Below are 23,801 nucleotides of genomic sequence, written 5' to 3' on the forward strand. Positions count from 1 at the left end.
ACACCAGTGGCACCAGTAACTCCGGTGGCACCGGTAGGACCAGTAGCACCAGTAACTCCAGTGGCTCCCGTAGGGCCAGTATCACCAGTTACACCAGTCGCACCGGTAGGTCCGGTATTACCAGTTGGACCAGTATCTCCAGTTGATCCTGCTGCAGCCAGTAATGTGTAGTCTGGGGAAGTATCTGGTGTACCTGTCGGTGGTGCAGTATTTACTACATACGTACTGCCATTAAAGGTCACTACTTGCCCTACCGGGTAAGTAGGACTTACTACCGGATCAAACGCTTCAATTCCTGTTAATCCTACACCGGTAGGCCCGGTATCTCCAGTTACTCCAGTGGCTCCGGTAGGCCCAGTATCTCCAGTTACTCCAGTTACTCCAGTGGCTCCCGTAGGGCCAGTATCTCCAGTTACTCCAGTCGCACCGGTAGGTCCGGTATCACCAGTTGCACCAGTATCACCAGTCGCACCAGTGGCTCCGGTAGGCCCGGTATCTCCAGTAGCTCCAGTAACTCCGGTGGCACCAGTAGGCCCGGTATCACCAGTTACACCAGTCGCACCGGTAGGCCCGGTATCTCCAGTTACACCAGTGGCACCAGTAACTCCGGTGGCACCGGTAGGACCAGTAGCACCAGTAACTCCAGTGGCTCCCGTAGGGCCAGTATCACCAGTTACACCAGTCGCACCGGTAGGTCCGGTATTACCAGTTGGACCAGTATCACCTGTTGGACCAGTAGGTCCGGTATCTCCAGTTACTCCAGTTACTCCAGTATCTCCAGTTGATCCTGCTGCAGCCAGTAATGTGTAGTCTGGAGAAGTATCTGGTGTACCTGTCGGTGGTGCAGTATTTACTACATACGTACTGCCATTAAAGGTCACTACTTGCCCTACCGGGTAAGTAGGACTTACTACCGGATCAAACGCTTCAATTCCTGTTAATCCTACACCGGTAGGCCCAGTATCTCCAGTTACACCGGTAGGTCCGGTATCACCAGTTACACCAGTAACACCGGTAGGTCCGGTATCACCAGTTACACCAGTGGCACCAGTAGGTCCAGTATCACCAGTTACACCAGTGGCACCGGTAGGTCCGGTATTACCAGTTGCACCAGTATCACCGGTTGGACCAGTAGGTCCGGTATCTCCAGTGGATCCAGTAACTCCGGTGGCACCGGTTGGACCAGTCGCACCAGTAGGCCCGGTATCTCCAGTTACTCCAGTCGCACCAGTAGGCCCAGTATCACCAGTTACACCAGTCGCACCGGTAGGTCCGGTATTACCAGTTGCACCAGTAGCACCGGTAGGCCCGGTATCACCAGTTACACCAGTAGGCCCAGTATCTCCAGTAACACCGGTAGGTCCGGTATCACCAGTTACACCAGTAGCACCGGTAGGTCCGGTATCACCAGTTACACCAGTGGCTCCAGTAGGACCCGTATCACCAGTTACACCAGTAGCACCGGTAGGTCCAGTATCTCCAGTTACACCCGTTGCACCGGTAGGTCCAGTAGCACCAGTTGGACCCCTTTTTACAATCTTATTATTTGTTTTTTTTCGTCCTTTTGCTTTAGCACAAGTGCTGTGATGTTTAACAACTTTTTTCTTTTTACATTCTCGTTTAAGAAGAGGGCAATCATCAAATGTAGGTCTATCGTGACGAGATTTTCTGTAATGAGGTTGCCAATCATGATTTTTTCCGCAAAAGGGACATTTGTTATCGTACTGGTTATACAAATTCCCCATCTCCTAAAAGTTAATATTTTATTCTATGTGGAAATTTAAAAAGCGGAATTGAGCTTAATGATATTTTTTAGTTCGAAGTTCATCGAATCAAATCATTTAAAAGTTAAATCGTTTTATGTTATGGTGTTGAAAGAATGAAACTAGTATGATTTTTGAAAGAAATGGGGCAGCATGTATGAGTCAATCAGTTTTACAACACACAGCATATTCCGTGTTAAATTTATCCTCTGTAACAGAGGGGGGCACAATTAAAGAATCATTTGAGCATAGTATGGATTTAGCAAAAAAAGCTGAGAAGTGGGGCTACCATAGATATTGGCTTGCGGAGCATCATAATATGGAAGGGGTTGCGAGTTCAGCAACATCCGTCTTGATTGGACATATTGCTGGAGGGACTGAAAAGATCCGGGTTGGTTCTGGGGGGATTATGCTTCCAAACCATTCTTCACTCGTCATTGCAGAACAATTTGGAACACTGGAGACTCTGTATCCAGGGAGAATTGATTTAGGTCTTGGCAGGGCACCAGGAACAGATCAGTTAACGGCAAGGGCACTTAGACGTAATCTTCATAATGGTGAGGATTTCCCTGAGCAGCTTGAAGAACTTCGGCAATATTTCAAACCGACTGGTCAGGTCAAAAAACATGTAAGAGCCGTTCCGGGAGAAGGATTGGATATACCAATTTGGCTTCTTGGTTCAAGTGGTTTTAGTGCAAGGCTTGCAGGAGAACTGGGACTGCCATTTGCCTTTGCGGCACATTTCTCCCCTAAAAATACCATTCCTGCTTTAGAATTATACAGACAGTCATTTCAACCTTCAGATGTGTTAAAAGAACCTTATGCGATGGTTGGTGTCACGGTTTTTGCTGCTGATCAAACAGAGCGGGCTGAATATTTGGCGACGTCTCATTATCAGCGATTCTTGAGCCTTATTCGTAATACACCAGGAAAACTCAAAGCCCCTGTTGAAAGTATGGATGGGTTATGGAGTCCATATGAGAAGGCGATGGTGGACGAACAATTAAGTTCGACGATGATCGGGGATAAACAAAAGGTGAAAAAAGAGTTAGAAGCCTTTATTGAAGCAACTCAAGCAGATGAAGTCATGATTAATTCTGATATGTTTGACCATCAAGAAAGAATGCGTTCTTATGAAATCATTGCAGAGATATTTCAAGAGGAACAAGAAAAATAAGAATAAAAAAGAACTGCCAAGAGCAGTTCTTTTTTATTTATGCTTTAGTGAACACGCGAAATGGTTGTCCAACTGGCAGTACTGTACGACCAAAATGTGTATTCAGCACAACAGCTGCAGAACCATAAAATGAAAGAAGAGAAATAATCAATTCTGCAATACCAGCCATCGTATGAGTTACATCATACATCACACCAAACGAGCTAAGGGAAAGGCCAATGAATAAGAAATCAATAAAGACGAAAATCAAAAACAATACTTTATGTGTTTCCATTGCACCGATCGTCATAAATAAGCTGAAAATCAAATAACCAATAAAAGCAAAACCTAGTTGTTTTGGGTCCGCAGCTCCCGCAAGCGTTTTCCCAAAAACGCCAGCTTGAATGAGCCAAGTGGTTCCAACACCCATCCAAAAAAGACCGAATGCGCCGAAGGCAGTGGCTCCAAAAATATTATGATGCTTTGAATCTTGTATGGACGCAATCAGCTGCGCGATTCCTCCAAGGAAGATAGCCCAAGGTAAAATAAGGGATGTACCATCTGTGATTCCTAGTTTTTGTGAAGACGCAACAAGCGTCACCATTGCTAAACCAAACAAACCAAGTGGTGTTGGGTCTGCGATTGATACTCGAATTGCTTGAACATTCTGTTTTTCCATAATGACCTCCTACAATTTGCACTTACAAAAGATACTCGAATTCGATAGAAACGTCAAGCTCTTTTTTAGTAGACACTTGCAACGTCTTCCAAATAAATCTATATTTAATACAATACATCATACATGTGATAGAAAAAGAGGGATGAGAATGAGTAAAGGCTTAGCTGGAAAGACCATTGCCATATGCGGAACAAGAAAAACAGAAGAAATGCGTACACTTGTTGAAAAGCAAGGGGGACAAGCTGTTATTCGTTCTCTTCAGGGCACTGTATTTTTAGCCAAAGAGGAATTGAAGCCAGGCATAGAAACCTTTGTAAAGAAGGGAGCTGACTGGGTCATTTTAACAACGGGTATCGGCACAGACACATTAATTGAAACTGCAGAAGAGCTCCAGCTTGGAGAAGCATTTATGAACATTTTATCAAGTGCCCATATCGCTTCAAGAGGATACAAAACGTATGCGGCTCTAAAAAAACACGGCATTCAGCCTGATGTTTCTGATGAAGATGGAACCGTTCGTGACCTCATTTCAAAGTTAGAAGACAAAGAACTTCAAGGTAAACGGGTCATGGTACAGCTTCACGGCGAAAGTGCACCAGCTCTCATTGATTTTTTACATCACAAGGGAGCAGACGTTTTGCAGCTCATGCCATATCAGCACACGCCCCCTGAACCAGTGGCGGCAGACACTTTGCTTCAAGAAATGAAAGAAGGGAAGGTCCATGCCGTTTGTTTTACAACTGCTGTTCAGGTTCATGCCTTTTTCAAACTAGCAGAAGAATGGGGCAAAAAAGAAGAACTGCAACTTCTATTCGAGCAGCATGTATTAGCTGTAGCTGTTGGAAAAGTCACAGCTGAAGCATTAAAAGAAGAGGGGATAAGCCGAATTCTAGCCCCTTCACTTGAAAGAATGGGTGCAATGATTATGGAATTATCTCAATATATGAAAAAACAATCGACGCACGCATAGAAAAAACGCCTTTCACATGACGAGTGAAAGGCGTTTTCGTTAGATTGTCCGTTTTCGATTTGTGCGAATTTTTTTCAAAACGAAATACAGTACGATGAGAACGATGGCAATGACCATAATTGGTGTTGTATACGTGTGAGCGACACTTTGAATGTGGTCCCATTTTGTCCCAAGCTGCATTCCAAGGTAAATAAATAGGATGGACCAAGGGATGGCGGCTAATCCGGTCAAAAGAACAAATTTGAGAAATGGCATCTTTGCAATACCAGCTGGAATTGAGATCGCGTGGCGCACGACTGGGATAAAACGAGCTGTAAATACAACACCAGTTCCATATCGGTCAAACCAGCGTTCTGCCGTGGCAATATGATGCTCATGGATGAATAAATACTTCCCATACTTTGTTAAAAAAGGTCTTCCGCCGTAAAGGCCGATCCAGTAAATAAAGCACTGGGCAAGTGTTCCTCCAATCACCCCAGCGATGACGGCTCCAACAAATCCTATGCTTCCTGTTGACACCATATATCCGCCGTAGGCAAGTACAATTTCACTTGGAATAATTTCAATCATCAGTCCAAGTGCAACACCTGCGTAACCAAGGCTTGTCAGCCAGGTTAAAATTTCATTAAACAAGGTTCCCATTCATTTCACTCTGCCTTTAAATACGAATTTTCTTCAAGCATCCTTATAAGAGCCTATGCTTGTTTTGCTTCTCTCATGAGTATGCTTTGCATATATGCTAGCATGGCTGTCCGCATATCATGACGCATCAATCCAATTTCAGCCGCTGCCTTAAATGAGCCCAGCTTATCACCAACGTCAAATCTCATCCCATCTAATTGTTTTGCATAAATGGGTGATTCATGTGCAATGATTTTCAGGGCATCTGTCAGCTGGATTTCGTTCCCGGCACCTCTCTCGATTCCTTGAAGAATAGGAAAAATCGATGGTGTTAACAGATACCTGCCCATCACGGCTAAATCGGAAGGAGCTTCATGAATAGCTGGCTTTTCCACTAAGTCTGTGACTTCAAACACTTGACCGTCTACTCTAGCTGGTCTTATCATACCATACTTACTGACATCTAGACGATCCACTTGCTGGACGCCAATGACCTCTCTTTGTTTGTCTTCAAAGACTTCCATGAGCTGAGAGAGTGCAGGTCTTTCTGACACCATGACATCATCACCTAAAAGGACCGCAAAAGGATCATTGCCAGTAAAATGACGTGCACATAATACCGCATGTCCAAGACCTAAGGGCTCCTTTTGACGAATATAATGAATATTGGCCATATCCGCAATATGTTTGATTTCAGCCAGCTGTTCATTTTTTCCTTTTTCAAGCAACGTGTGTTCTAGCTCAATCGAACGGTCAAAGTGGTCTTCAATCGATTTTTTATTTCTTCCTGTGATAATTAGTATATCTTCAATGCCTGATTGAACAGCCTCCTCAACTATGTATTGAATGGCGGGTTTGTCGATAATCGGCAGCATTTCCTTTGGCTGTGCTTTCGTTGCGGGTAAAAAACGTGTGCCTAATCCGGCTGCTGGTATAACGGCTTTTTTGATATTCATTGAATCATCGCTCCATTTCTGATGGTTTATTTTCTGATGGAAACACCCATAGGCGGCTTCCAGTAAAAGTGATCATCATGCCAAGAAGGGTACCAATCGCTTTACTAATGAATAATGAGAAACCTGCTTGCTGCATGACATATAAGACAACATAGGTGAGGAGGCACGCTGCGCCGTTGACTGTGGTCCACTTGATCCATTCCCACTTGTCAGCTTTCTTTTTCACTTGGAACGTCCATTTTCGATTCCAAACATAACTGTTCAGCATTCCTGCTGTATAGGACAGGCACTGTGCAAGAAAAGAGGGAACAAAGCAAGCAGTTAAAAAAAAGAAGAACAAAAAGTCAATCATCGTATTGCTAGCGCCTACAGTTAAAAATGCGGCATAGGTCCGAATATTTTTCTTTGTCATGCGAAGGATCATCACCTCCTAGTGTTTGAGTGGGTGTATGAATACTGTACAAAAGCGAGTTGACGAATCAGTGAAGAAAAGATGAAAAAAACATGAACAAGCGATATCTGTTTTTTCACCAGCTCGTGATATAATTTGTAAGATGAAACGAACGGTGGTGCACATGCATGTATTTAACAATTGGAGAAACAGCTGAATACTTAGAAGTATCTGAAGCATATGTTGAAAAATTAATCCAGCAAAAAAAGATTCGTTACGTATTTGACGGGGAATCGTATCTCATTTATCAAGGGCAGTTTCAAACCCATATGAAACAGCTAGAACAATATAAAGAGCTCATTCAAGACATCTTAAATGAACCAATCCCTGAGGACCCGGACGTAAAAGATGAAGATTAAAAAAGACTGTACGAGAAGGGAGAACCTTTTCATACAGTCTTTTTTATTGGCTGACACCCGTTTGGACAATGTTCATATGACAATTCACTTGGACATCTGCATCAGGGTAGATTTTTTGCCATTTCTCCGGTGTCATGGCTTTATCTTTAGAACGATATCTCAAACCAAGTCCAAGTGGATCAATTTTTTGCTTTTTAAAGGATTGAACAAGGTCTTTTCCTTGCTGGGCCACACGCTTCTCCACTTCTTTTTCAACATGCTGCAAGATAGAAGGCGTATCGATTTTTTTTGATTTCATAAATTCTTTTAACTCACCTTTCAGCTTGATATCAATGGTGATATGAGGCTTTTTTGAAAGGTTTTCAGTTGGTTTAATGTGATAAGACACATGTGATTTGATATTTTCAATGACAACATGGGTTTTCTTTGTGTCATTAAATCGAAACTCATAAATCCCATTTTTATGATTTTCAATCATCGCTTTAAACGTAAACGTATCTTCCCCTGGAATATGCCCAACCATTTTTTCTTGATCAAAAAGAGCGACACCTGATACTTTAATAGAGTTGCTTGTATTTTTAATGTAAGGGAGGTAGGCATCCACGCCTTTTGCCATCATCTGATTCATAAAAATATGCTGATTGGTCACAGGTTGATTGCCATTTCGCATGTTTTGGGCCAGCAAATCTGAAAGATATACACCGATATTTAAGTTGGTTTGATTCATCTTTGTATACAACAAATCTTCAACTTCTCCGCCTACTATGGCAAATACTTGACGGGACCCAATGATCGGATCACGATAGATGTAATTCATCAAATCAATCATACCCACTTCTTTCGCCAGCTTTTCACTTATTAAAATCACGAGTACTTGTCCCATGACAACGGGGAAAGGCGATTTTTCCGACACAAGAAACTGAATATTACTAATGGTATTTGACTTAGCACTTACAATTTGATAGCTTCCTTGTTCTTCGCTTTTAAAAACAGGGAAAACAAAGAAGCCCTTCATTTCTCCATCATCCAATAAGTCAAATCCCGCTGCCTGCGAGATACTTAATTCATCTAAGAGACGAGGCTGTGCACAGCTCGTTAAGAAAAGGCTCAATAACATGAGACACACGAGAATATAATGTTTCATGCGCGTTTTTTCACCCACCTTTTTTTCAGCAGCAGCCCAATGATCATACATCCAGTCAATCCATATATGAGGATATATCCGCTATATTCCACCCATTTATTAAACGTCTCAAAAGAGGTGGCCTCGATCAAAAATGAAAACATGACGAGAATGAGAAGGCTGAGAACAATTAACGTCATGCGTTGGCTCGTGTGAAACACTTGTTTTGCCATTCTGCTGGCTGCCCATAATGGAATGGCGATATTTGGAACGATAAGCAAAAGCCATAGCGACACTTCAATAAATTCAAAGCGCTGGATAAACGGAAGTTTGACAATGCTGGTTAATGTCAATGTTGGCCATTTCGTTAGTTCGAGCTGAGCACTTGAGTAGTACGCTATAGAAACGAGAAATACAAGCAAATTCAGGCATGTAGTCAGTAACACTCCCATATGTGCAAATTTTTGCGACGTTTGTGCTTTTTTAATAAAGGGATAATAGACAAGCAATGTTCCAAAACCAAACATGGATAAAGAGGCATCTTTGACCCCCATCATGAGTTGTGAAAATGAATGATCAAACATGGGGAACATAAAGCGGATGTGACTATATTTCATGACATAAAAACAGATAAAGGTCATCCAGTACGTTAGGACAATGCTAAAGAATGCCCAGCCAGCGATTGTTCTAAATCCGCCTGTGTGAATGTAATAGACGAGGATGAGCAGCACTGATGCAAATAAAAGACCAGGAATTTCTTTAAATAGCCAAACATGGATCACATCCATATAATGAACAAGCACAATCAAAGACAATGAAGAAAAATACAAAATGTAGAGAATGTTGATGAATTGTCCGAGCCATTTACCAAACACAGATTGCGTAATGTCACTAAATTCGTCAGTAGGTGCTTTTTTAAACAAAAAGTAAATAAGGAAAATCATTAAATTGACACTTGCACCAGCAATTAAAATGGCGATCCACCCATCATTATTAATCGTCCGGACAAGATTCGTCTGGAAATTTAAAATACCAACACCTACTTGATTGGCATTGACAAGAAAAAACACAAAAAAAGGGGACACTTGAAATTTTTCTTTCACAGAAGAAGAGCTCATGCCTTCACTTCCTTATTCATAAAAATCATTTTTCCCCTTACGGCCTTGCTTTGGCTTTTGGCGGTGTATCGTTTCATTTTGCGGGCGTAAATTTTCTGGACGTTTTTTCAAAAAGCGGAGCTGGGGACGAATCAAACTACCCTTTAAATCGGCCAATCGAAGTGGAAAGATTGGCTCTAAGTAAGGTTGTCCTATAGACGTTAATTTCATTAAATGTGTAAGAAGAAAAGCCCCCATCAGCGAAATCCCTAGCGCTCCCCACACTTGTGCAGCAAAAAGGAATGGGAAACGTAAGAGACGAATGGTTGTCCCCATTTTATAAATAGGGGTGACAAAAGAGGCAAGAGCTGATAATGCGACTATAATGAGCAGGATATTACTTGTTAATCCCGCTGCAACCGCAGCCTGTCCGATCACAATACCTCCAACAATCCCGAGCGTCTGTCCGACTTTTGCAGGAAGGCGAGACCCGGCTTCCCTAAGTAGCTCAATCGATATCTCTAAAAATAATGCTTCAATAATAGGCGGAAAGGGAACGAGATAGCGTGATGCGACAATCGTTTCTAATAAGTCTTTAGGAATCAGTTCATAGTGAAACGTTAAAACAGCTACATACAAAGGGGTTGCAAAAATAGAAAAAATTACAGCAAAAATGCGTAACAGCCGAAAGGAGGATGCTGCGATCCAAGACATGTTATAGTCTTCCATTGTAGAAAAATACTCGAGTAAAATTGTAGGTGCAAGCAGGGTATGAGGCGAACCGTCAACCATAATGGCTATTTTTCCTTCAGTTAGACCTGAGGAAACCCTGTCTGGCCGTTCTGTATTTAAAAACAATGGAAAGATTGTATTGGACACATCATAAAGCATTTGCGCAAGATAATTAGAATCTAGAATTTGGTCATAGTCAACATCTTGAATCCGCTGAAGAACGGTTTCAATGTTCTGTGGGTTGGCGATATCCTCTATGTATACAACGGCTACTTTCGTTTGAGAAAGGGTACCAACTGTGTGTTCAACTACTTTAAGGTCAGGAGTGGGCAGCCTGCGTCTGAGCAAGTTTAAGTTTGTATCCAGCCCTTCCACAAAGGCTTCCTGCGCACTGATAATCCCGAATTCAATCTCAGGTTGGCTCACTTGTCTGCCTTTCTTTTCTTCAATCGGCAAAAGGAGCGCTTTGCCCCAGTCTGTCTCAATTCGAACAGCAATACTGCCTCGATGAAGAGCTTCTTCCACTTTTTGAAGGTCCCTCGTAATCACAGCTTGTTCGATTGGGATGTGTTCTTTCAGCTCTTCAAGGGTGGGTGTCAGATGCAATTGCTGAATAAAAGGCAAGATTTGTTCATGAAGGAGATTGCCATTAATTAAAGGACGAAAAAAAGAAATTCTATAAAGGAAACCTCCGGAACTTGATAATTCATTGATAAAATCAGAGGAACGCGATAGTGCCTCAAATACTGAATTCGGGTCTTTCTGTTTTGATTTGTTTTTCTTCAGCACTTGAACCATCTCCTTCCGCGATTTTCCTCTATTATCCAACCAATCGTCTGAAGATATGCATAAAAAAAGCGTTCAGCTTCATGAGCTGGACGCTTTTTTTCCATATTGAACGGCTTCTAATAAAAAGTCAGCCAGATGAATCGCTCTCATGCTAGAAATATGTCCTGCCTTTTTGACGCCTGCTGCCATTTGTAATTGACAGCCTGGATTCGACGTCACAATGGCAGCTGCAGCTGTGTTGCTCGCTTCCGTCATTTTATGATCTAAAATTTGCATCGACATGTCTGGCTGCAAGATATTGTAGATTCCTGCAGATCCGCAGCAGCGGCCGGCATCTTTCATTTCTTTAAAAGTTACCCCTTGAATGGCTTTCATGAGCACCCTCGGCGCCTGTTGTACATTCATCCCATTTCGTAAATGACAGGAGTCTTGATAGGTGATCACTTGCGCTGGCAAAACCAGTGGCACGCGGCGGTGAAACTCGAGCTCCACAAGGATGCTTGATATATCGGTTATTTTCTGTGAGAAGGCTTTACTTCGTTTTTGAAAATCTGGGTCATCCTGAAGCAAATGACCGTAATCACTTAAAAAGGCGCCGCAGCCGCCGGCGTTCATGACAATCGCATCGGCATCTGTTTCCTCGAATGCTTCAATATTCCGCTTGGCTAACTGTTTTGCTTGGTCTTTTTCTCCGCTATGACCATGAAGCGCGCCGCAGCACGTTTGTATAGGAGGAACGATCACATCGCAGCCTGACAGCTGCAAGAGATGAATGGTCGCTTTGTTTGTGTTGGAGAAAACTGTATCCATTAAACAGCCAGTAAAAAACGCCACCCGTTTTTTTGCCTGACCAATGGCTTTATATTCATTCAAACGTTTTTTCTTTTGAGGCGGTACCTTTGGAAGTGCCTGTTCCATCAACTGTAAATGGGAGGGAAGCACCTTCAGTATGCGCGTCTTCCTGGCGGCTGTTTGCAGACCAGATGTTTGATAAAATCGAAGAAAACTAGCAACTTGTCGCATACGACTTTGCGACGGAAAGAGACCTTTAAACACAACACGTCTCATCAATTTGACAGGAAATGATTGTTTTTTATGTTGTTGAATAATGTCTCTGGCATCTTCTAGCAACTGTCCATACTTGACGCCAGAAGGGCAGACTGGTTCACATGCACGGCAGCCAAGACAAAGATTAAGGGAATGTTCAACATCTTCATCCGGCTCAATGACGCCATCTCTTACAGCTTTCATTAACGCAATTCGGCCCCGAGGAGAGTGCGTTTCTTGTTGTCCAGATTCAATATAGGTAGGGCAGGAAGGGAGGCAGAATCCGCAGCGCATGCAATTAAGCAGCTCCTTTTCATCCATTTGCTCCTGAAACTGCTGCTGGATCTCTTTTTGCTTAGAAGAAGAACTCATGAGACCACCACTCGCTTTCTTGAGGCTTTTCCAAACACTTTATCTGGGTTCATGATATTTGCAGGGTCAAGTGCCTGTTTAATCGCCTTCATGGCAGCGATTCCTTCTTTTTTGACCTTCAGCTCCAAATAGGGCGCTTTCATTAGACCCACGCCATGTTCGCCTGTAATGGTGCCGCCAAGGGCAACGGCTTTTTCAAAAATGGCCTGAAAAGCAGCTTCTACACGTTTCATTTCTTCTTCAATTCTTGCATCTGTCGCACAAGTGGGGTGTAAGTTGCCATCACCTGCATGACCAAACGTACAAATGTTCACCTCGTACTTTCGTGCAATGTCTTCGATTGCACGAACCATATTGGCAATTTCAGACCGGGGAACGGTAGCATCTTCTAAAATCGTTGTAGGACTTAATCGAGCGAGGGCAGATAAAGCAGAGCGTCTCGCTGTTAAGAGTGCACTTGCCTCTTCTTCTGAATGTGCAATCTTGACGCTTTTAGCCCCGTGCTGCTCACAGACTTCTGCGATTTTTTGGATATCACGAGAAACAGCTTCAGGGTTGCCGTCCTGTTCAATTAATAACACAGCTTGAACGTCGGTGGGCAGGCCGATGTTTGCAAAATCTTCAACGACTTCAAGGGTCGGCTGATCCATAAATTCTAATGTAGCAGGAATGATACGCTCAGCAATGATGGCCGATACAGAAGTCGCAGCTTCTTCAAGGCTTTCGTATAAACAAAGCATTGTTTGTTTCGTTTCTGGAAGCGGCAGGAGCTTTAGCACCGCTTCTGTGACAATCCCGAGTGTTCCTTCTGAACCAACGAACAATCGAGTCATATCATAGCCAGCGACATCTTTTGCAAGCTTTCCGCCTGTTTTGATAATGTCACCATTTGGCAAAACCACTTCAAGCCCAAGGACATAATCTCTTGTGACTCCATACTTTAACCCCCGCAGTCCCCCTGAATTTTCGTTAATATTGCCGCCTAATGTGGAAATTTTCATAGAGCTTGGATCAGGCGGGTAGAAGAGACCTTTTTCCTCTACTTGATGAATCAACTCCTGCGTAATTAAGCCAGGCTGCACCGTTGCGGTTAAATTTTCTTCGTCTATTTCTAATAATTGATTCATTCTAGTAAAGAGAATCACCAATCCGCCCTGAGTAGGGCATGTTCCTGCGCACAGATTCGTCCCTGAGCCTCTTGGGACGATCGGCACCTTGTAAGAGGCGCACAGTTTCACAATTTGCTGCACTTCTTCTGCCGTGCGAGGTGTCACGATGGCATCTGGCATCTGTTGAAAATTTGGTGTCGCATCATAAGAGTAGGCAAGACGATCCGCCTTGCTGTCTTGGACATTGGGCGCACCGACAATCTCTTTTAATTGATTTGAAAATTCTGAATCTAGCATATACAATCACTCCCGCTCATTTAACGTCTCGTTTCTACCAGTATAAAAAAAGAACCGTCACATGACTATAGACGATTCTACAAAATATCAGGCTGTTTTATCGTATTTTTTGTATCATGATCTAAAAGCAGCAAGGCCAAATAAAAAAGCATCGCATCTTGCATGCGCTTTGGATCAAGTGTCGTTAAATCCTGAATCCGTTTTAATCTGTAATGAAGTGTATTAATATGGACATGCATAGCTTCTGCTGTATGTTTCAATGAGTAATCCGAAGCGATGAGTACCCGCAATGTTTTCACTAGTTCAGGATAGGGGAAAAGGGACGCAATCGTTCGATCAAGAAACGCATCTTTTGTTTCCTGACTGATTTCCTCCATAAAAAGTTCAAGCGTCAAATCTTCATCAAACACAATGGGTGTATCAGCATGTGCCAATTTTAAAGCGCGAAAAGCTTGATGAAAGGACTGCTTCATGACATGAGAAGCTGCTGGTTTTCCTGCCCCCATTAAAATCCTCGATGGTGACAGCGCTGTGAGCGCAGCATGAATATGGAACAAGCGCTTGTGCCATGTTTCTCGACCATCTGGTGTGGCTTGTAGCATGAGCAAAAAACGTGCATGCCCCCAGCGCACAATGATCTCCTGATTGGTGAGTTGCAATTTGTCCTTCATCAGTTTGTATTGATCCTGCTTCATAAACGTTTCGTCTTGACAATCAATGAGAATAGCGACACGCTGCTTGTTGACATCAAAGCCAAGCCGCTGCGCCTTCTCGGTCATTCCAACCGCTGTCTCTGGCAGATGAAGCCAGTCGAATACAAAGGCTTCAAGCTGCCGTTCATCTGTTTCCGTTTCTTGAAAGAATTCATGCTCTTGAATGAGCAGCTCCGTCATTTTCCGTAAAATGTCGCCAAAAGGGGAGACATGCCTTGGATCACCTGTCATTCCAATGACCCCAATGACTTCTTGTTTAAAATAAATAGGCAGATTGATACCGGCTTTGACGCCTTTCATCTGCAGCACATCATCCTTTGTGAGAATTCGTTTCTGCCCTTCTAAGGATGTGACATATGCTCCTTCATGAAATTGACCAATGCGTGCTGGATCTGTTGCAGCAATAATGGTACCGTTTGTTTGTGTGATGATGATTTCTTCCGTCAGTACCTTTTTGACCTCATCTACGATTTTTTCTGCCAGTGTCATTGTGAGCAAAACGGTCCCCTCCGAGATGTTTCTTTTTACACTATCATACCATCATATGCTCAGGCATATCTTTCTTTTCATGTGTTATGCTAAAATAAAAAACGCATATGAAGTAGATGAAAGGAGATACAGTCATGTCACTGCAAAATCGCTTACAAGATTTATTGAAAGAAGGGCAGGCGCTCACCGACTTTGAATATAACAAAGCCGCAAGTCAAAATTGGCCGCTAGAAGGGGCAAAAATGACAGAAGAAGCACGCTTTGCAGATGTTTATATAGAACGTGTAGACAAGGAATCGGAGGAAATGATTCAAACAGAAAATGCTTCCTTTTTAAATACACCTCTTACATACGTAAAAAAACAACAAAAAGAATTCATTTATATCGAGTCGAAGTGGTTTGATGTGGTGAGAGCCGACGGACTTGCCATAGAATGGGATGAAGTATTTCAGACGTATACCGTGTTATTCGGATTGAAGCGTCCTAAAAAAGATACCGGATTACTAAAAGAGATGCTCTCAACATTAAATGGTGCTCAGCTTCAATTTAATGGACAAGACGGGTTATTTGATATCAACATTCCGCTTCTTGAACTAGAAGACATCAAAGAAGATACGCCTTTAATTGGTGTGATCTCAGCAGTGTACCGCTATTTATTCAACTTGCTCATGCAGCTTGAAAATGAATGAATCAAAAAACGGCTCACATTCCTGAGCCGTTTTTTAAAGCCATCCTCTTATGAATTGAGCCTCACCCATCCCGAAGCTCCAATCGGCGTCTCCATTTTCCACGATGGAAATCATCACATCCGTCTTGGCAACTCCGCATTCTTTTTCTATACGTTCTGCGATTTGTGCATAAAGCTGTTCCTTTTGTTCTTTCGTCCGCTGTTTACTGACAACACTAATGACAACAAGATCCTTTGTTCTCGGATAACCAAGCCCAGTGTCTTCAATGATCATCTCTTCAGGGCGGTGCTGATGAACAATTTGATAGCGATCTCGTTCAGGTACCCCAAAGGCATCAACCATTGCTTCATGGCAAGTGTCCAGCAGTTTTTTTAATTCCTCTTTTGAACGGCCTTCTATCACGTCAAAACGTAACAACGGCATCAGGTCAACCTCCAAACATGTGTTAAATGTACAATCATAATGTAACCAACACTTCGCCGTTTCACTCTTTTGCGCATAAGAAAAAAGCCAAAACATTGGCGCTTGGCTTTTTTGCTCTGGACTAAGGCGTGACAAATTTCACATCATGCTCTTTTCCATATTGAAGGTAATCTTCATTTGGTTGTTCATTCGTCACGACGATGTCTATGTCTTTTAAGTCACAAAACGTGGTCAAGGCATAATGGTCAAACTTACTATCATCGACTAATAAAAAGGTTTTGGCGTTTTTTTCAACGAGCGTTTTTTTAATATCTGTCTCAAGCGGGGAGGAATTCGTGACGCCATGATCAATGGATAAACCAGTTGATGCAATAAATGCTTTATTGACATTGTATGCTTTGAGACGTTCAACACTTTGATAACCAACGAAAGAATTTGTTTTTCGCTCTAGCATACCCCCGGTTGAAAAGATGGTGAGGTGTTCATAAGGCATAGCCTGTGTAATGAAATCCACGTTATTTGTCACAACGGTAATCTGTTTCTCCTTCAAATAGGGAAGCATCTCCAGTGTCGTTGTACCAGAATCAACAAAAATCATATCACCATGTTCAACAAAAGCGGCGGCAGCCTGTCCGATCAATTGTTTTTTACTCAGCTGACGAGTCTTTCGCTCCTGATACACCACCAATGTTGTGTGATTCACAGCGACGCCGCCGTACACTTTCTTTAGCACGCCGGATTCTACCAATGCTTGTACATCTCGGCGTATGGTGTTTTTTGAGACGCCAAAATGCGTCACAAGCTCATCAAGAGAGGCAGATTCCCGGTCAAATACATACTCTTTTATTTGCTGAATACGTTTTGTTTTTATCATGCTACAATCTCCAATCAATACGAATATGCTGATTCTATTATAACAATAATTCCACGTAAAAGATGTCACTGATCAACATGGGAGAATCGAATGATCTTTTTCTCTTATCTTTTCTCATTTTTCATAAAAGCGTATGATAGAGAAAAGAGGATAGAAAGGATATTCACTTCTATGAATGAACACAACATACAATTTTCAAAGCTTGCAAATTTTAGAGAGGTAGGGGGACTTCAAACAACGGATCAGATGGTCATCAAACAAGGAATGATTTATCGATCTGCTGATTTATCACGTCTCACGAAGCAAGACATATTGACGTTCTCAACACTTGGAATTCAAACGATTTGTGACCTGCGTACAAGCTCAGAACGAAAATCACACCCACCAAAGATCATGGAACATGACAAAATTGTTCATATCCCTATGCAGCCTGACAGCATGATGCCTAGCAAATGGACCATGTTTCGTATGCTGATAGCAGAAGGAAAATCTCTATCCTTTACACCGATCATGAAAGATGTATATCAAAGCATGCTCTATGAGCGAAAAAAAGAGATTCAGCAATTGTTTACATTACTGTCAGATGAAAAAAATTATCCGCTTATGCTTCATTGTACAAGTGGAAAGGACCGTACAGGCTTTTTATCTGCTCTTATTCAATTAGCAGCGGGTGTACCGGTGCATACCGTTTTAAGTGAATACATGCGTTCCAATGAAGGCGTGAAAATGCTAGTGAAAAGACAAGAACGATTTGTTCGCATGATGAGTTTATATCGGGTGTCAAAAGAACAAATTCAGCCCCTGCTCGGTGTGCAGCAAGATTATCTTGAAGATGTACTGAATGAGATGATGGATACATACGGAAGTGCAGAGCGGTATTTACTAGAAGCCTGCGACGTCCCGAAAGCTCAGCTGCTTAAAATGAAAAACATCTTGCTTACACCATCTGCTGGCATTCCATCACAAAACGCAGAATAAACTTAATATGAGGTGATGCAAAACATGCTGAAAAAGATCAGTATGACGGTTCTGACACTAGTTTTCATGGGTGTCTTCTTATTGATTCCGTCTAGCAGTCTAGCTCGTTCGATGCCAAAAGGGAAGCTTGAGAGCACAAGAGAGATGCGTGCAGTGTGGGTCGCATCGGTTTATAACTTAGATTGGCCTTCAAAGAAAGGACTGCCCGCAGATGAGCAGAAACAAGAGTTCATTCAACTGTTAGACGACATCAAAGCGATGAATATGAACGCCGTCATCATGCAAATTAAACCAACAGCAGATGCCTTTTATCCATCGAAATTCGGTCCATGGTCTGAATATTTGACTGGTACACAAGGGAAAGACCCTGGATATGATCCACTTGAATTTATGATAAAAGAAGCACATAAACGCGGTCTTGAATTTCATGCTTGGTTTAACCCTTATCGAATCACCATGAATCATACCGATCTCAACCGGTTATCAGCCGATCATCCTGCAAAAGCACACCCTGAGTGGACCATCGCCTACGGAAATCAGCTTTACTTTAATCCAGGCATTCCTGATGCTCAGGACTTCATTGTTGACGGGATAGAGGAAGTAGTGAAAAACTACGATATTGATGCGGTGCATATGGATGATTATTTTTACCCGAATAAAATCGCTGGTGTTCCATTTCCAGATCAAGAAACGTATGAAACTTACGGGCAGAAATTCACACATATAGAAGATTGGCGAAGAGATAATGTGAACGAGCTAGTGAAGCAAATCAATAACACCATTAAGAAAGAAAAGCCGTATGTGAAATTCGGCATTAGCCCATTTGGTGTATGGCGCAACATAAAAGATGACCCAACCGGTTCAAACACAACAGCAGGGATGACCAATTATGATGATTTGTATGCTGATACAAGAGAATGGATACAGCAGCACCATATTGATTATATCACCCCGCAAATTTATTGGAGTATCGGCTTTCAGCCCGCTGCCTATGATGTGCTGACGAAATGGTGGTCAAATGAAGTGAAGGGGCAGCCTGTTCATTTGTACATTGGTCAAGCGACGTATAAAATCAATCAAAACAGTGATCCTGCTTGGTCTGATCCAGAGGAGTATTTTCGCCAGATCGAGCTGAACAGGCAGTCACAGCTCGTACAAGGAAGCATGCATTTTAGTCTGAAAGATATCAATCGGAATCCCTTGAATGTAAAGAAACGATTAATAGAAGAAACCTATAGCAAACCGGCTCTCATACCAGAGATGCCATGGCTTCATCAAAAAGCGCCAAAAAAACCAATCATCCAATCTGTGAAAAAGACAGAGGATGGTGCAGTTTTACAGATACAAAATGATCCGCACTCTAGTGCATCCTATTATGCAGTCTATCGATTGTCGAATAAAGGGACATACGAATTTGTGCAAACGGTCAGAAAAGAAACTGGTTCCTTCACTCAAACGAAAGACATTTTAGCCAATCAAAAGAAGAGCTATACCTATAAAGTGACGGCACTCAATCGCCTTCATCATGAAAGCAAACCTTCTACAAAAACAGTAAAATAACAAAGACAGCATAAATGAGGGTTTTCCTCCATTTATGCTTTTTTGCTTTCTCTATTTTTCTACTATTTTTATTTTAATTTTCTGAATTCAATCAAGCTTGGCATGAAGCAGCTATTTCAATAATAAATATGATAGAAAAGCGCCAAAGGGGGAAGCACAATGGATTTTGAATTAACGAAAGAGCAGCAAATGATCCGTCAGATGGTCAAAGAATTTGCAAAAACAGAAATTGCACCACACGCTCAAACAGTTGATGAACAGGCAGCATTTCCCGAAAAAACATTTCAAAAAATGGGGGAGCTCGGTTTTATGGGTATACCCTTTCCAGAGAAATATGGAGGATCTGGAGGAGATACGATCTCGTATGCACTGGCAGTCGAGGAAATTGGAAAACAGTGTGCGAGTACAGGTTTAAGTTATGCCGCAGCAGTTTCCTTAGGCGCAAGTCCACTTTATTACTTCGGGACGGAGGAGCAAAAGATGGACCATCTTGTTCCATTAGCCTCTGGAACAGCGCTTGGCTCCTTCGGATTAACAGAACCAAACGCTGGATCAGATGCAAAAGGAACAAAAACAAAAGCCATTCAAGACGGACAAGAATATGTCATCAGTGGGGAAAAGTGCTGGATCACAAATGCCAATTATGCCAGAACGATTATTGTCACCGCTGTAACAGATCATGATGAAAACGGACGTCCAATCATCTCCGCCTTTATTGTGGAGAAAGGACAAAAGGGACTGTCGATTACAAACCCATATGACAAAATGGGGGTTCGTGGTTCAGATACGGCTGAAATCATTTTAGACGAAGTGCGTGTACCAGCGCATCATATATTAGGAGACAAATCGAAAGGATTCAAGCAATTTTTATATACATTAGACGGCGGACGAATTTCCATTGCAGCCTTATCCGTCGGAATTGCACAAGCGGCACTTGATGCTTCACTTTCCTATGCAAAAGAAAGAAAGCAATTTGGAAAGACGCTCTCATCCTTCCAGGCCATTCAGTTTAAGCTGGCGGATATGGCGATGCAAATAGAGCTTGCAAGACAAATGGTCTGGAAAGCCGCTTGGCTGAAAGATCAAGGCAAACCATTTACAAAAGAAGCGGCCTATGCCAAACTGTTTGCTTCAGAAATGGCCACAAAAGCAAGTCTTGATGCTGTCCAAATTCATGGCGGAACAGGCTATATGAAAGAATGCGGTGTTGAACGGCTTGTGAGAGATGCCAAGCTGATGGAAATTGGAGAAGGAACCTCTGAAATTCAGCGGCTCGTGATCGCAAGACAGCTGTTAGCGTAATACCTTAATGAAAACGCTTACTAAACATGAGGGAGGAAAGCAATGATGTCGATTCACCCGCAAACGATTGGCTCCCTATTAAGAGAAAAAAAAGAACAGCACCCAGCACATGAAGCCATTGTTTACCCAGAACGTTCTTTACGTTATTCGTACGAAGCGTTTTATCAAGAGGTCAAGGCAACAGGTAAAGGTCTCATGGCATTAGGGGTTCAAAAGGGAGATCACATCGCCATTATGGCACCAAATATACCTGAATGGCTCATTCTTCAATTTGCCTGCGCCTCCATTGGTGCTGTTCTTGTCACTGTGAATACCAATTTTCAATCACAGGAACTCGCCTATTTACTCAAGCATTCAGACAGCAAAATGTTGTTTATTGTAGACGGCTTTAAAGAAACGTCCTATGTCAACATGCTTGAAGAGCTGATTCCAGAACTTCAAACCGCTCATCAAGAGGAAATCACTTCCACACAATTTCCTTATTTAAAAAGATGTATCTATATCGGTCAGCATGTACCAAACGGCATGCTCAGCTGGGATCGTCTTCAAGTGACAGCCAAAAGAACCGAAGATCATGAATGGGAGAAGCGAATGAATGAGCTCACGCCTGATGACGGTATTAATATGCAGTACACTTCAGGCACAACCGGCTATCCAAAAGGCGTCATGCTCAGCCACACAAACATCGTCTGTAATGCGAGTCAGATCGCAGATTGTATGAAATTAACAGAGCAGGACCGTATGTGTATCCCCGTGCCGTTTTTTCATTGCTTTGGCTCTGTTCTTGGTGTACTTGCTTGTCTCACAAAAGGGGGAACGATCATTCCACTTGAATCATTCCATCCAGAACGAGTCCTTCAAACAGTAGAAAAAGAAAAATGCACGGTTCTTCACGGTGTACCAACCATGTTCATCGCAGAGCTCGATCATCCAAATTTCCACTCTTATGACCTGTCCACATTACGAACGGGGATTATGGCCGGTTCACTCTGCCCATCCCACGTCATGAAAGCAGTCATTGAAAAAATGGGATTAAGAGAGCTCACGATTGCCTATGGTCAAACCGAAAGTTCACCCGTCATTACCCAAACAAGAACCGATGATTCGTTTGAAAGACGTGTTCAAACGGTCGGACGTGCGCTTCCTCAAATTGAAGTCAAAATTGCTTTACCAGGGACATCAGAAGAAGTGCCAAGAGGACAGCAAGGAGAGCTTTGTACAAGAGGTTACCATGTCATGAAGGGCTATTATAAAAACGAAGAAGCAACAAATGAAGTCATTGATGAGGACGGATGGCTTCATACAGGGGATTTAGCTGAGATGGATCATGACGGTTATGTGAAAATCACAGGCCGGCTCAAAGATATGATCATCAGAGGCGGAGAGAATGTGTACCCAAAAGAGATTGAGGATGTCCTATACACTCACCCTGCCATTCTTGACGCACAGGTCGTTGGTATTCCTGACGAGACATACGGCGAGGAAGCAGCCGCATTCATTCGGCTGAAACAAGGGAAGTCGGTCTCAATTGAGACATTAACGAGCTATTGTCAGTCGCAAATGGCACGCTACAAAATCCCAAAATACTTTTTCATTACAGATGAGTACCCAATGACCGCCTCAGGCAAAATTCAGAAATTCCGCTTGAAAAAGCAGGCGCTTGATCTAATAAAGGAGTGAAGTCAGCGATGTTTGAACAAGTATTGATCGCCAATCGAGGCGAAATTGCCCGTAGAGTGATTCGGACATGTAAACGGCTCGGAATCAAAACCGTTGCCGTTTATTCAGAGGCTGATCAGCATGCACTTCATGTGCAAGAAGCAGACAGCGCCTATTATATCGGTGGTGCTAAAGTTTCTGAAAGCTATTTAAACATGGAAGCAATCATTAAAGTTGCCAAACAAACAAATGCTGATGCTATCCACCCAGGGTATGGTCTTTTATCAGAAAATGCGGCATTTGCTGAACGCTGCCGGAGCGAAGGCATTGCCTTTATTGGCCCATCTGCACAAGTCATTCAGCAGATGGGAAATAAAATTGAAGCGAGAAAAACGATGGAACAAGCGGGCATTCCAATCGTTCCTGGTGTTTCAGCCCCGCTCCATGATGCAGACGAAGGTGTTCATAAAGCACAGACACTCGGCTATCCCATTATGCTAAAAGCATCGAGTGGTGGCGGTGGGATTGGTATGCAGCTCGTCCGCAATGACGAAGAACTGCATCGAGCGTTTGAAGGAAATCAAAAAAGAGCACAAAGTTTCTTTCAAGACGGTACGTTGTACATGGAAAAGGTGATTGAACACGCACGGCACATCGAAATTCAAGTTCTTTTTGATTCGTTCGGTCACGGCGTTCACTTATTTGAAAGAGATTGTTCACTCCAAAGAAGACATCAGAAAATTGTTGAAGAGGCACCAGCCGTCTGTCTTGAAGAAACTGTGAGACAGCAAATGGGACAGATGGCCGTCAAAGCTGCCAAAGCGATTGGGTATGAAAATGCGGGCACGATTGAATGTTTAGTCGATCAAAACCAGCAATTTTATTTCTTAGAAATGAATACGAGATTGCAAGTAGAACACCCTGTCACTGAAGAAATTACCGGGATTGACCTTGTCGAGGAGCAGCTAAAAATTGCAGCATTAGAGCCCCTGTCCTTCAGCCAAGAGGATATTCATCAAATTGGGCACGCGATTGAAGTTAGAATATACGCTGAAGACCCTGTGACATTTTACCCTTCGCCAGGCACGATCACTCGGCTTTCTACACCTGATGCCCCATATATCCGTCATGAGTCAAGCGTAACGAGCGGAAGTGTCATTACCCCATTTTACGATCCAATGATTGCGAAAATGATTGTGTACGGTGATACTCGAAAACTCGCCATAGAACGATTAAAAGCAGCATTACAAGCATATGAAATAGAAGGGATCAAAACCAATGTACCGCTTTTAAAGGAAATGGCCGAATCAACTGCCTTTTTACATGGCAGCATCACAACCGATTATCTGATGAAAAAAAGGGAGGAAAACCGTTCATGAAAACTGTCACGATACAAATGGCCGGAAACTTATGGAAGCTTCTTGTGAAACAGGGTGATGATGTGCAAAAAGGACAGGAAGTCGCCATCTTAGAATCGATGAAAATGGAGATTCCCATTGTTGCAGAAGAAGCAGGTGTGATCAGTAAAGTGTATAAGGCGGAGGGGGACTTTGTTGACGAGGGAGAGGTACTTTTAGAGCTGACAGAATAGGG

General features: G+C 42.7%; 23 protein-coding genes. 10 read left to right on the forward strand and 13 right to left on the reverse strand.

What is annotated here, in order from left to right:
• Window positions 1-1,736, reverse strand: a 1,736-nt coding sequence (locus EBQ12_RS00005; protein WP_277597039.1) for an autotransporter outer membrane beta-barrel domain-containing protein, incomplete at its 3' end; no start/stop codon positions are given.
• Between the two features lie 184 nt (window positions 1,737-1,920).
• Here EBQ12_RS00005 and EBQ12_RS00010 point away from each other — a divergent pair.
• Window positions 1,921-2,940, forward strand: coding sequence for an LLM class flavin-dependent oxidoreductase (locus EBQ12_RS00010; RefSeq protein ID WP_035704454.1), 1,020 nt, complete (start codon window positions 1,921-1,923; stop codon window positions 2,938-2,940).
• Window positions 2,941-2,977: 37 nt separating this feature from the next.
• On the opposite strand, the gene EBQ12_RS00015 is transcribed toward EBQ12_RS00010, so the two are convergent.
• The gene (locus EBQ12_RS00015; protein ID WP_125588710.1) at window positions 2,978-3,598 is read right to left on the reverse strand and encodes an acetate uptake transporter; all 621 of its coding nucleotides are present in this window, start codon (window positions 3,596-3,598) and stop codon (window positions 2,978-2,980) included.
• Between the two features lie 148 nt (window positions 3,599-3,746).
• On the opposite strand from EBQ12_RS00015, the gene EBQ12_RS00020 reads away from it, so the two are divergent.
• Window positions 3,747-4,568 (forward strand): uroporphyrinogen-III synthase, encoded by an 822-nt coding sequence (locus tag EBQ12_RS00020; protein ID WP_125588712.1) that lies wholly within the window; start codon window positions 3,747-3,749, stop codon window positions 4,566-4,568.
• A 39-nt stretch (window positions 4,569-4,607) separates the two neighbouring features.
• Here EBQ12_RS00020 and uptA read toward each other — a convergent pair whose 3' ends face one another.
• Genes uptA through EBQ12_RS00035 form a run of 3 tightly spaced genes read right to left on the reverse strand, consistent with a single transcriptional unit; the run spans window position 4,608 to window position 6,557 of the window.
• Window positions 4,608-5,210, reverse strand: coding sequence for an undecaprenyl phosphate transporter UptA (gene uptA, locus EBQ12_RS00025; protein WP_007499192.1), 603 nt, complete (start codon window positions 5,208-5,210; stop codon window positions 4,608-4,610).
• A gap of 53 nt (window positions 5,211-5,263) precedes the next feature.
• Window positions 5,264-6,145, reverse strand: coding sequence for a UTP--glucose-1-phosphate uridylyltransferase GalU (galU, locus tag EBQ12_RS00030; RefSeq protein WP_017359504.1), 882 nt, complete (start codon window positions 6,143-6,145; stop codon window positions 5,264-5,266).
• A gap of 4 nt (window positions 6,146-6,149) precedes the next feature.
• Window positions 6,150-6,557 (reverse strand): GtrA family protein, encoded by a 408-nt coding sequence (locus EBQ12_RS00035; RefSeq protein WP_430384043.1) that lies wholly within the window; start codon window positions 6,555-6,557, stop codon window positions 6,150-6,152.
• A gap of 167 nt (window positions 6,558-6,724) precedes the next feature.
• On the opposite strand from EBQ12_RS00035, the gene EBQ12_RS00040 reads away from it, so the two are divergent.
• On the forward strand, window positions 6,725-6,955 hold the full coding sequence (locus EBQ12_RS00040; RefSeq protein ID WP_008346618.1) for an excisionase family DNA-binding protein: 231 nt from the start codon (window positions 6,725-6,727) through the stop codon (window positions 6,953-6,955).
• A 43-nt stretch (window positions 6,956-6,998) separates the two neighbouring features.
• On the opposite strand, the gene EBQ12_RS00045 is transcribed toward EBQ12_RS00040, so the two are convergent.
• The 6 genes from EBQ12_RS00045 to EBQ12_RS00070 form a co-directional block, all read right to left on the reverse strand.
• Window positions 6,999-8,099: a Ger(x)C family spore germination protein gene (locus EBQ12_RS00045; protein ID WP_230677016.1), complete on the reverse strand. Its 1,101-nt coding sequence runs from the start codon at window positions 8,097-8,099 to the stop codon at window positions 6,999-7,001.
• Window positions 8,096-9,196, reverse strand: coding sequence for a GerAB/ArcD/ProY family transporter (locus EBQ12_RS00050; RefSeq protein WP_125588717.1), 1,101 nt, complete (start codon window positions 9,194-9,196; stop codon window positions 8,096-8,098). The genes EBQ12_RS00045 and EBQ12_RS00050 overlap by 4 nt, the downstream gene beginning before the upstream one ends.
• Before the next feature lie 12 nt (window positions 9,197-9,208).
• Window positions 9,209-10,696 carry a spore germination protein gene (locus EBQ12_RS00055; protein ID WP_041507167.1) on the reverse strand — a complete coding sequence of 496 codons (1,488 nt, stop codon included), beginning with the start codon at window positions 10,694-10,696 and terminating at the stop codon, window positions 9,209-9,211.
• Window positions 10,697-10,774: 78 nt separating this feature from the next.
• Window positions 10,775-12,115 (reverse strand): (Fe-S)-binding protein, encoded by a 1,341-nt coding sequence (locus EBQ12_RS00060; RefSeq protein ID WP_125588719.1) that lies wholly within the window; start codon window positions 12,113-12,115, stop codon window positions 10,775-10,777.
• On the reverse strand, window positions 12,112-13,521 hold the full coding sequence (glcD, locus tag EBQ12_RS00065) for a glycolate oxidase subunit GlcD (RefSeq protein ID WP_125588721.1): 1,410 nt from the start codon (window positions 13,519-13,521) through the stop codon (window positions 12,112-12,114). Before glcD ends, EBQ12_RS00060 begins: the two co-directional genes overlap by 4 nt.
• Window positions 13,522-13,598: 77 nt before the next feature.
• Window positions 13,599-14,732, reverse strand: coding sequence for a CdaR family transcriptional regulator (locus EBQ12_RS00070; protein ID WP_098680435.1), 1,134 nt, complete (start codon window positions 14,730-14,732; stop codon window positions 13,599-13,601).
• A gap of 125 nt (window positions 14,733-14,857) precedes the next feature.
• On the opposite strand from EBQ12_RS00070, the gene EBQ12_RS00075 reads away from it, so the two are divergent.
• Window positions 14,858-15,412, forward strand: a complete 555-nt coding sequence (locus EBQ12_RS00075; protein WP_017367394.1) for a hypothetical protein — start codon at window positions 14,858-14,860, stop codon at window positions 15,410-15,412.
• Window positions 15,413-15,445: 33 nt separating this feature from the next.
• Here the strand turns inward: EBQ12_RS00075 and EBQ12_RS00080 are convergent, their stop codons facing one another.
• Together EBQ12_RS00080 and EBQ12_RS00085 are read right to left on the reverse strand one after the other, a co-directional pair.
• A complete protein-coding gene (locus EBQ12_RS00080; protein ID WP_035704432.1) occupies window positions 15,446-15,835 on the reverse strand; it encodes a tautomerase family protein in 390 nt (129 codons plus the stop codon).
• Window positions 15,836-15,956: 121 nt separating this feature from the next.
• Window positions 15,957-16,709 carry a DeoR/GlpR family DNA-binding transcription regulator gene (locus tag EBQ12_RS00085; protein WP_048002648.1) on the reverse strand — a complete coding sequence of 251 codons (753 nt, stop codon included), beginning with the start codon at window positions 16,707-16,709 and terminating at the stop codon, window positions 15,957-15,959.
• Window positions 16,710-16,799: 90 nt separating this feature from the next.
• On the opposite strand from EBQ12_RS00085, the gene EBQ12_RS00090 reads away from it, so the two are divergent.
• The 6 genes from EBQ12_RS00090 (at window position 16,800) to EBQ12_RS00115 (ending at window position 23,799) form a co-directional block, all read left to right on the forward strand.
• Window positions 16,800-17,687 carry a tyrosine-protein phosphatase gene (locus tag EBQ12_RS00090; RefSeq protein WP_048002649.1) on the forward strand — a complete coding sequence of 296 codons (888 nt, stop codon included), beginning with the start codon at window positions 16,800-16,802 and terminating at the stop codon, window positions 17,685-17,687.
• Between the two features lie 24 nt (window positions 17,688-17,711).
• Window positions 17,712-19,247, forward strand: coding sequence for a glycoside hydrolase family 10-like protein (locus EBQ12_RS00095; RefSeq protein ID WP_125588723.1), 1,536 nt, complete (start codon window positions 17,712-17,714; stop codon window positions 19,245-19,247).
• Window positions 19,248-19,406: 159 nt separating this feature from the next.
• Window positions 19,407-20,549, forward strand: a complete 1,143-nt coding sequence (locus EBQ12_RS00100) for an acyl-CoA dehydrogenase family protein (RefSeq protein WP_035704424.1) — start codon at window positions 19,407-19,409, stop codon at window positions 20,547-20,549.
• A gap of 42 nt (window positions 20,550-20,591) precedes the next feature.
• On the forward strand, window positions 20,592-22,229 hold the full coding sequence (locus tag EBQ12_RS00105) for an AMP-binding protein (protein WP_125588725.1): 1,638 nt from the start codon (window positions 20,592-20,594) through the stop codon (window positions 22,227-22,229).
• Between the two features lie 8 nt (window positions 22,230-22,237).
• The gene (locus tag EBQ12_RS00110) at window positions 22,238-23,587 is read left to right on the forward strand and encodes an acetyl-CoA carboxylase biotin carboxylase subunit (protein WP_046527657.1); all 1,350 of its coding nucleotides are present in this window, start codon (window positions 22,238-22,240) and stop codon (window positions 23,585-23,587) included.
• Complete coding sequence (locus EBQ12_RS00115; protein ID WP_008346646.1) at window positions 23,584-23,799, forward strand: acetyl-CoA carboxylase biotin carboxyl carrier protein subunit; 216 nt, start codon at window positions 23,584-23,586, stop codon at window positions 23,797-23,799. The genes EBQ12_RS00110 and EBQ12_RS00115 overlap by 4 nt, the downstream gene beginning before the upstream one ends.
• Window positions 23,800-23,801: the final 2 nt, after the last annotated feature.

Source organism: Bacillus sp. 2B09 (assembly GCF_003946835.1).
Taxonomy (GTDB): Bacteria; Bacillota; Bacilli; order Bacillales; family Bacillaceae; genus Bacillus; species Bacillus altitudinis.

Excerpts from the sequence above, each read along its gene's own strand:
- EBQ12_RS00010 (WP_035704454.1), top strand. The coding sequence starts at position 1,921 with ATGAGTCAATCAGTTTTACAACACACAGCATATTCCGTGTTAAATTTA.
- EBQ12_RS00015 (WP_125588710.1), bottom strand. The coding sequence starts at position 3,598 with ATGGAAAAACAGAATGTTCAAGCAATTCGAGTATCAATCGCAGACCCA.
- EBQ12_RS00020 (WP_125588712.1), top strand. The coding sequence starts at position 3,747 with ATGAGTAAAGGCTTAGCTGGAAAGACCATTGCCATATGCGGAACAAGA.
- uptA (WP_007499192.1), bottom strand. The coding sequence starts at position 5,210 with ATGGGAACCTTGTTTAATGAAATTTTAACCTGGCTGACAAGCCTTGGT.
- galU (WP_017359504.1), bottom strand. The coding sequence starts at position 6,145 with ATGAATATCAAAAAAGCCGTTATACCAGCAGCCGGATTAGGCACACGT.
- EBQ12_RS00035 (WP_430384043.1), bottom strand. The coding sequence starts at position 6,557 with ATGACAAAGAAAAATATTCGGACCTATGCCGCATTTTTAACTGTAGGC.
- EBQ12_RS00040 (WP_008346618.1), top strand. The coding sequence starts at position 6,725 with ATGTATTTAACAATTGGAGAAACAGCTGAATACTTAGAAGTATCTGAA.
- EBQ12_RS00045 (WP_230677016.1), bottom strand. The coding sequence starts at position 8,099 with ATGAAACATTATATTCTCGTGTGTCTCATGTTATTGAGCCTTTTCTTA.
- EBQ12_RS00050 (WP_125588717.1), bottom strand. The coding sequence starts at position 9,196 with ATGAGCTCTTCTTCTGTGAAAGAAAAATTTCAAGTGTCCCCTTTTTTT.
- EBQ12_RS00060 (WP_125588719.1), bottom strand. The coding sequence starts at position 12,115 with ATGAGTTCTTCTTCTAAGCAAAAAGAGATCCAGCAGCAGTTTCAGGAG.
- glcD (WP_125588721.1), bottom strand. The coding sequence starts at position 13,521 with ATGCTAGATTCAGAATTTTCAAATCAATTAAAAGAGATTGTCGGTGCG.
- EBQ12_RS00075 (WP_017367394.1), top strand. The coding sequence starts at position 14,858 with ATGTCACTGCAAAATCGCTTACAAGATTTATTGAAAGAAGGGCAGGCG.
- EBQ12_RS00080 (WP_035704432.1), bottom strand. The coding sequence starts at position 15,835 with ATGCCGTTGTTACGTTTTGACGTGATAGAAGGCCGTTCAAAAGAGGAA.
- EBQ12_RS00085 (WP_048002648.1), bottom strand. The coding sequence starts at position 16,709 with ATGATAAAAACAAAACGTATTCAGCAAATAAAAGAGTATGTATTTGAC.
- EBQ12_RS00090 (WP_048002649.1), top strand. The coding sequence starts at position 16,800 with ATGATCTTTTTCTCTTATCTTTTCTCATTTTTCATAAAAGCGTATGAT.
- EBQ12_RS00095 (WP_125588723.1), top strand. The coding sequence starts at position 17,712 with ATGCTGAAAAAGATCAGTATGACGGTTCTGACACTAGTTTTCATGGGT.
- EBQ12_RS00100 (WP_035704424.1), top strand. The coding sequence starts at position 19,407 with ATGGATTTTGAATTAACGAAAGAGCAGCAAATGATCCGTCAGATGGTC.
- EBQ12_RS00105 (WP_125588725.1), top strand. The coding sequence starts at position 20,592 with ATGATGTCGATTCACCCGCAAACGATTGGCTCCCTATTAAGAGAAAAA.
- EBQ12_RS00110 (WP_046527657.1), top strand. The coding sequence starts at position 22,238 with ATGTTTGAACAAGTATTGATCGCCAATCGAGGCGAAATTGCCCGTAGA.
- EBQ12_RS00115 (WP_008346646.1), top strand. The coding sequence starts at position 23,584 with ATGAAAACTGTCACGATACAAATGGCCGGAAACTTATGGAAGCTTCTT.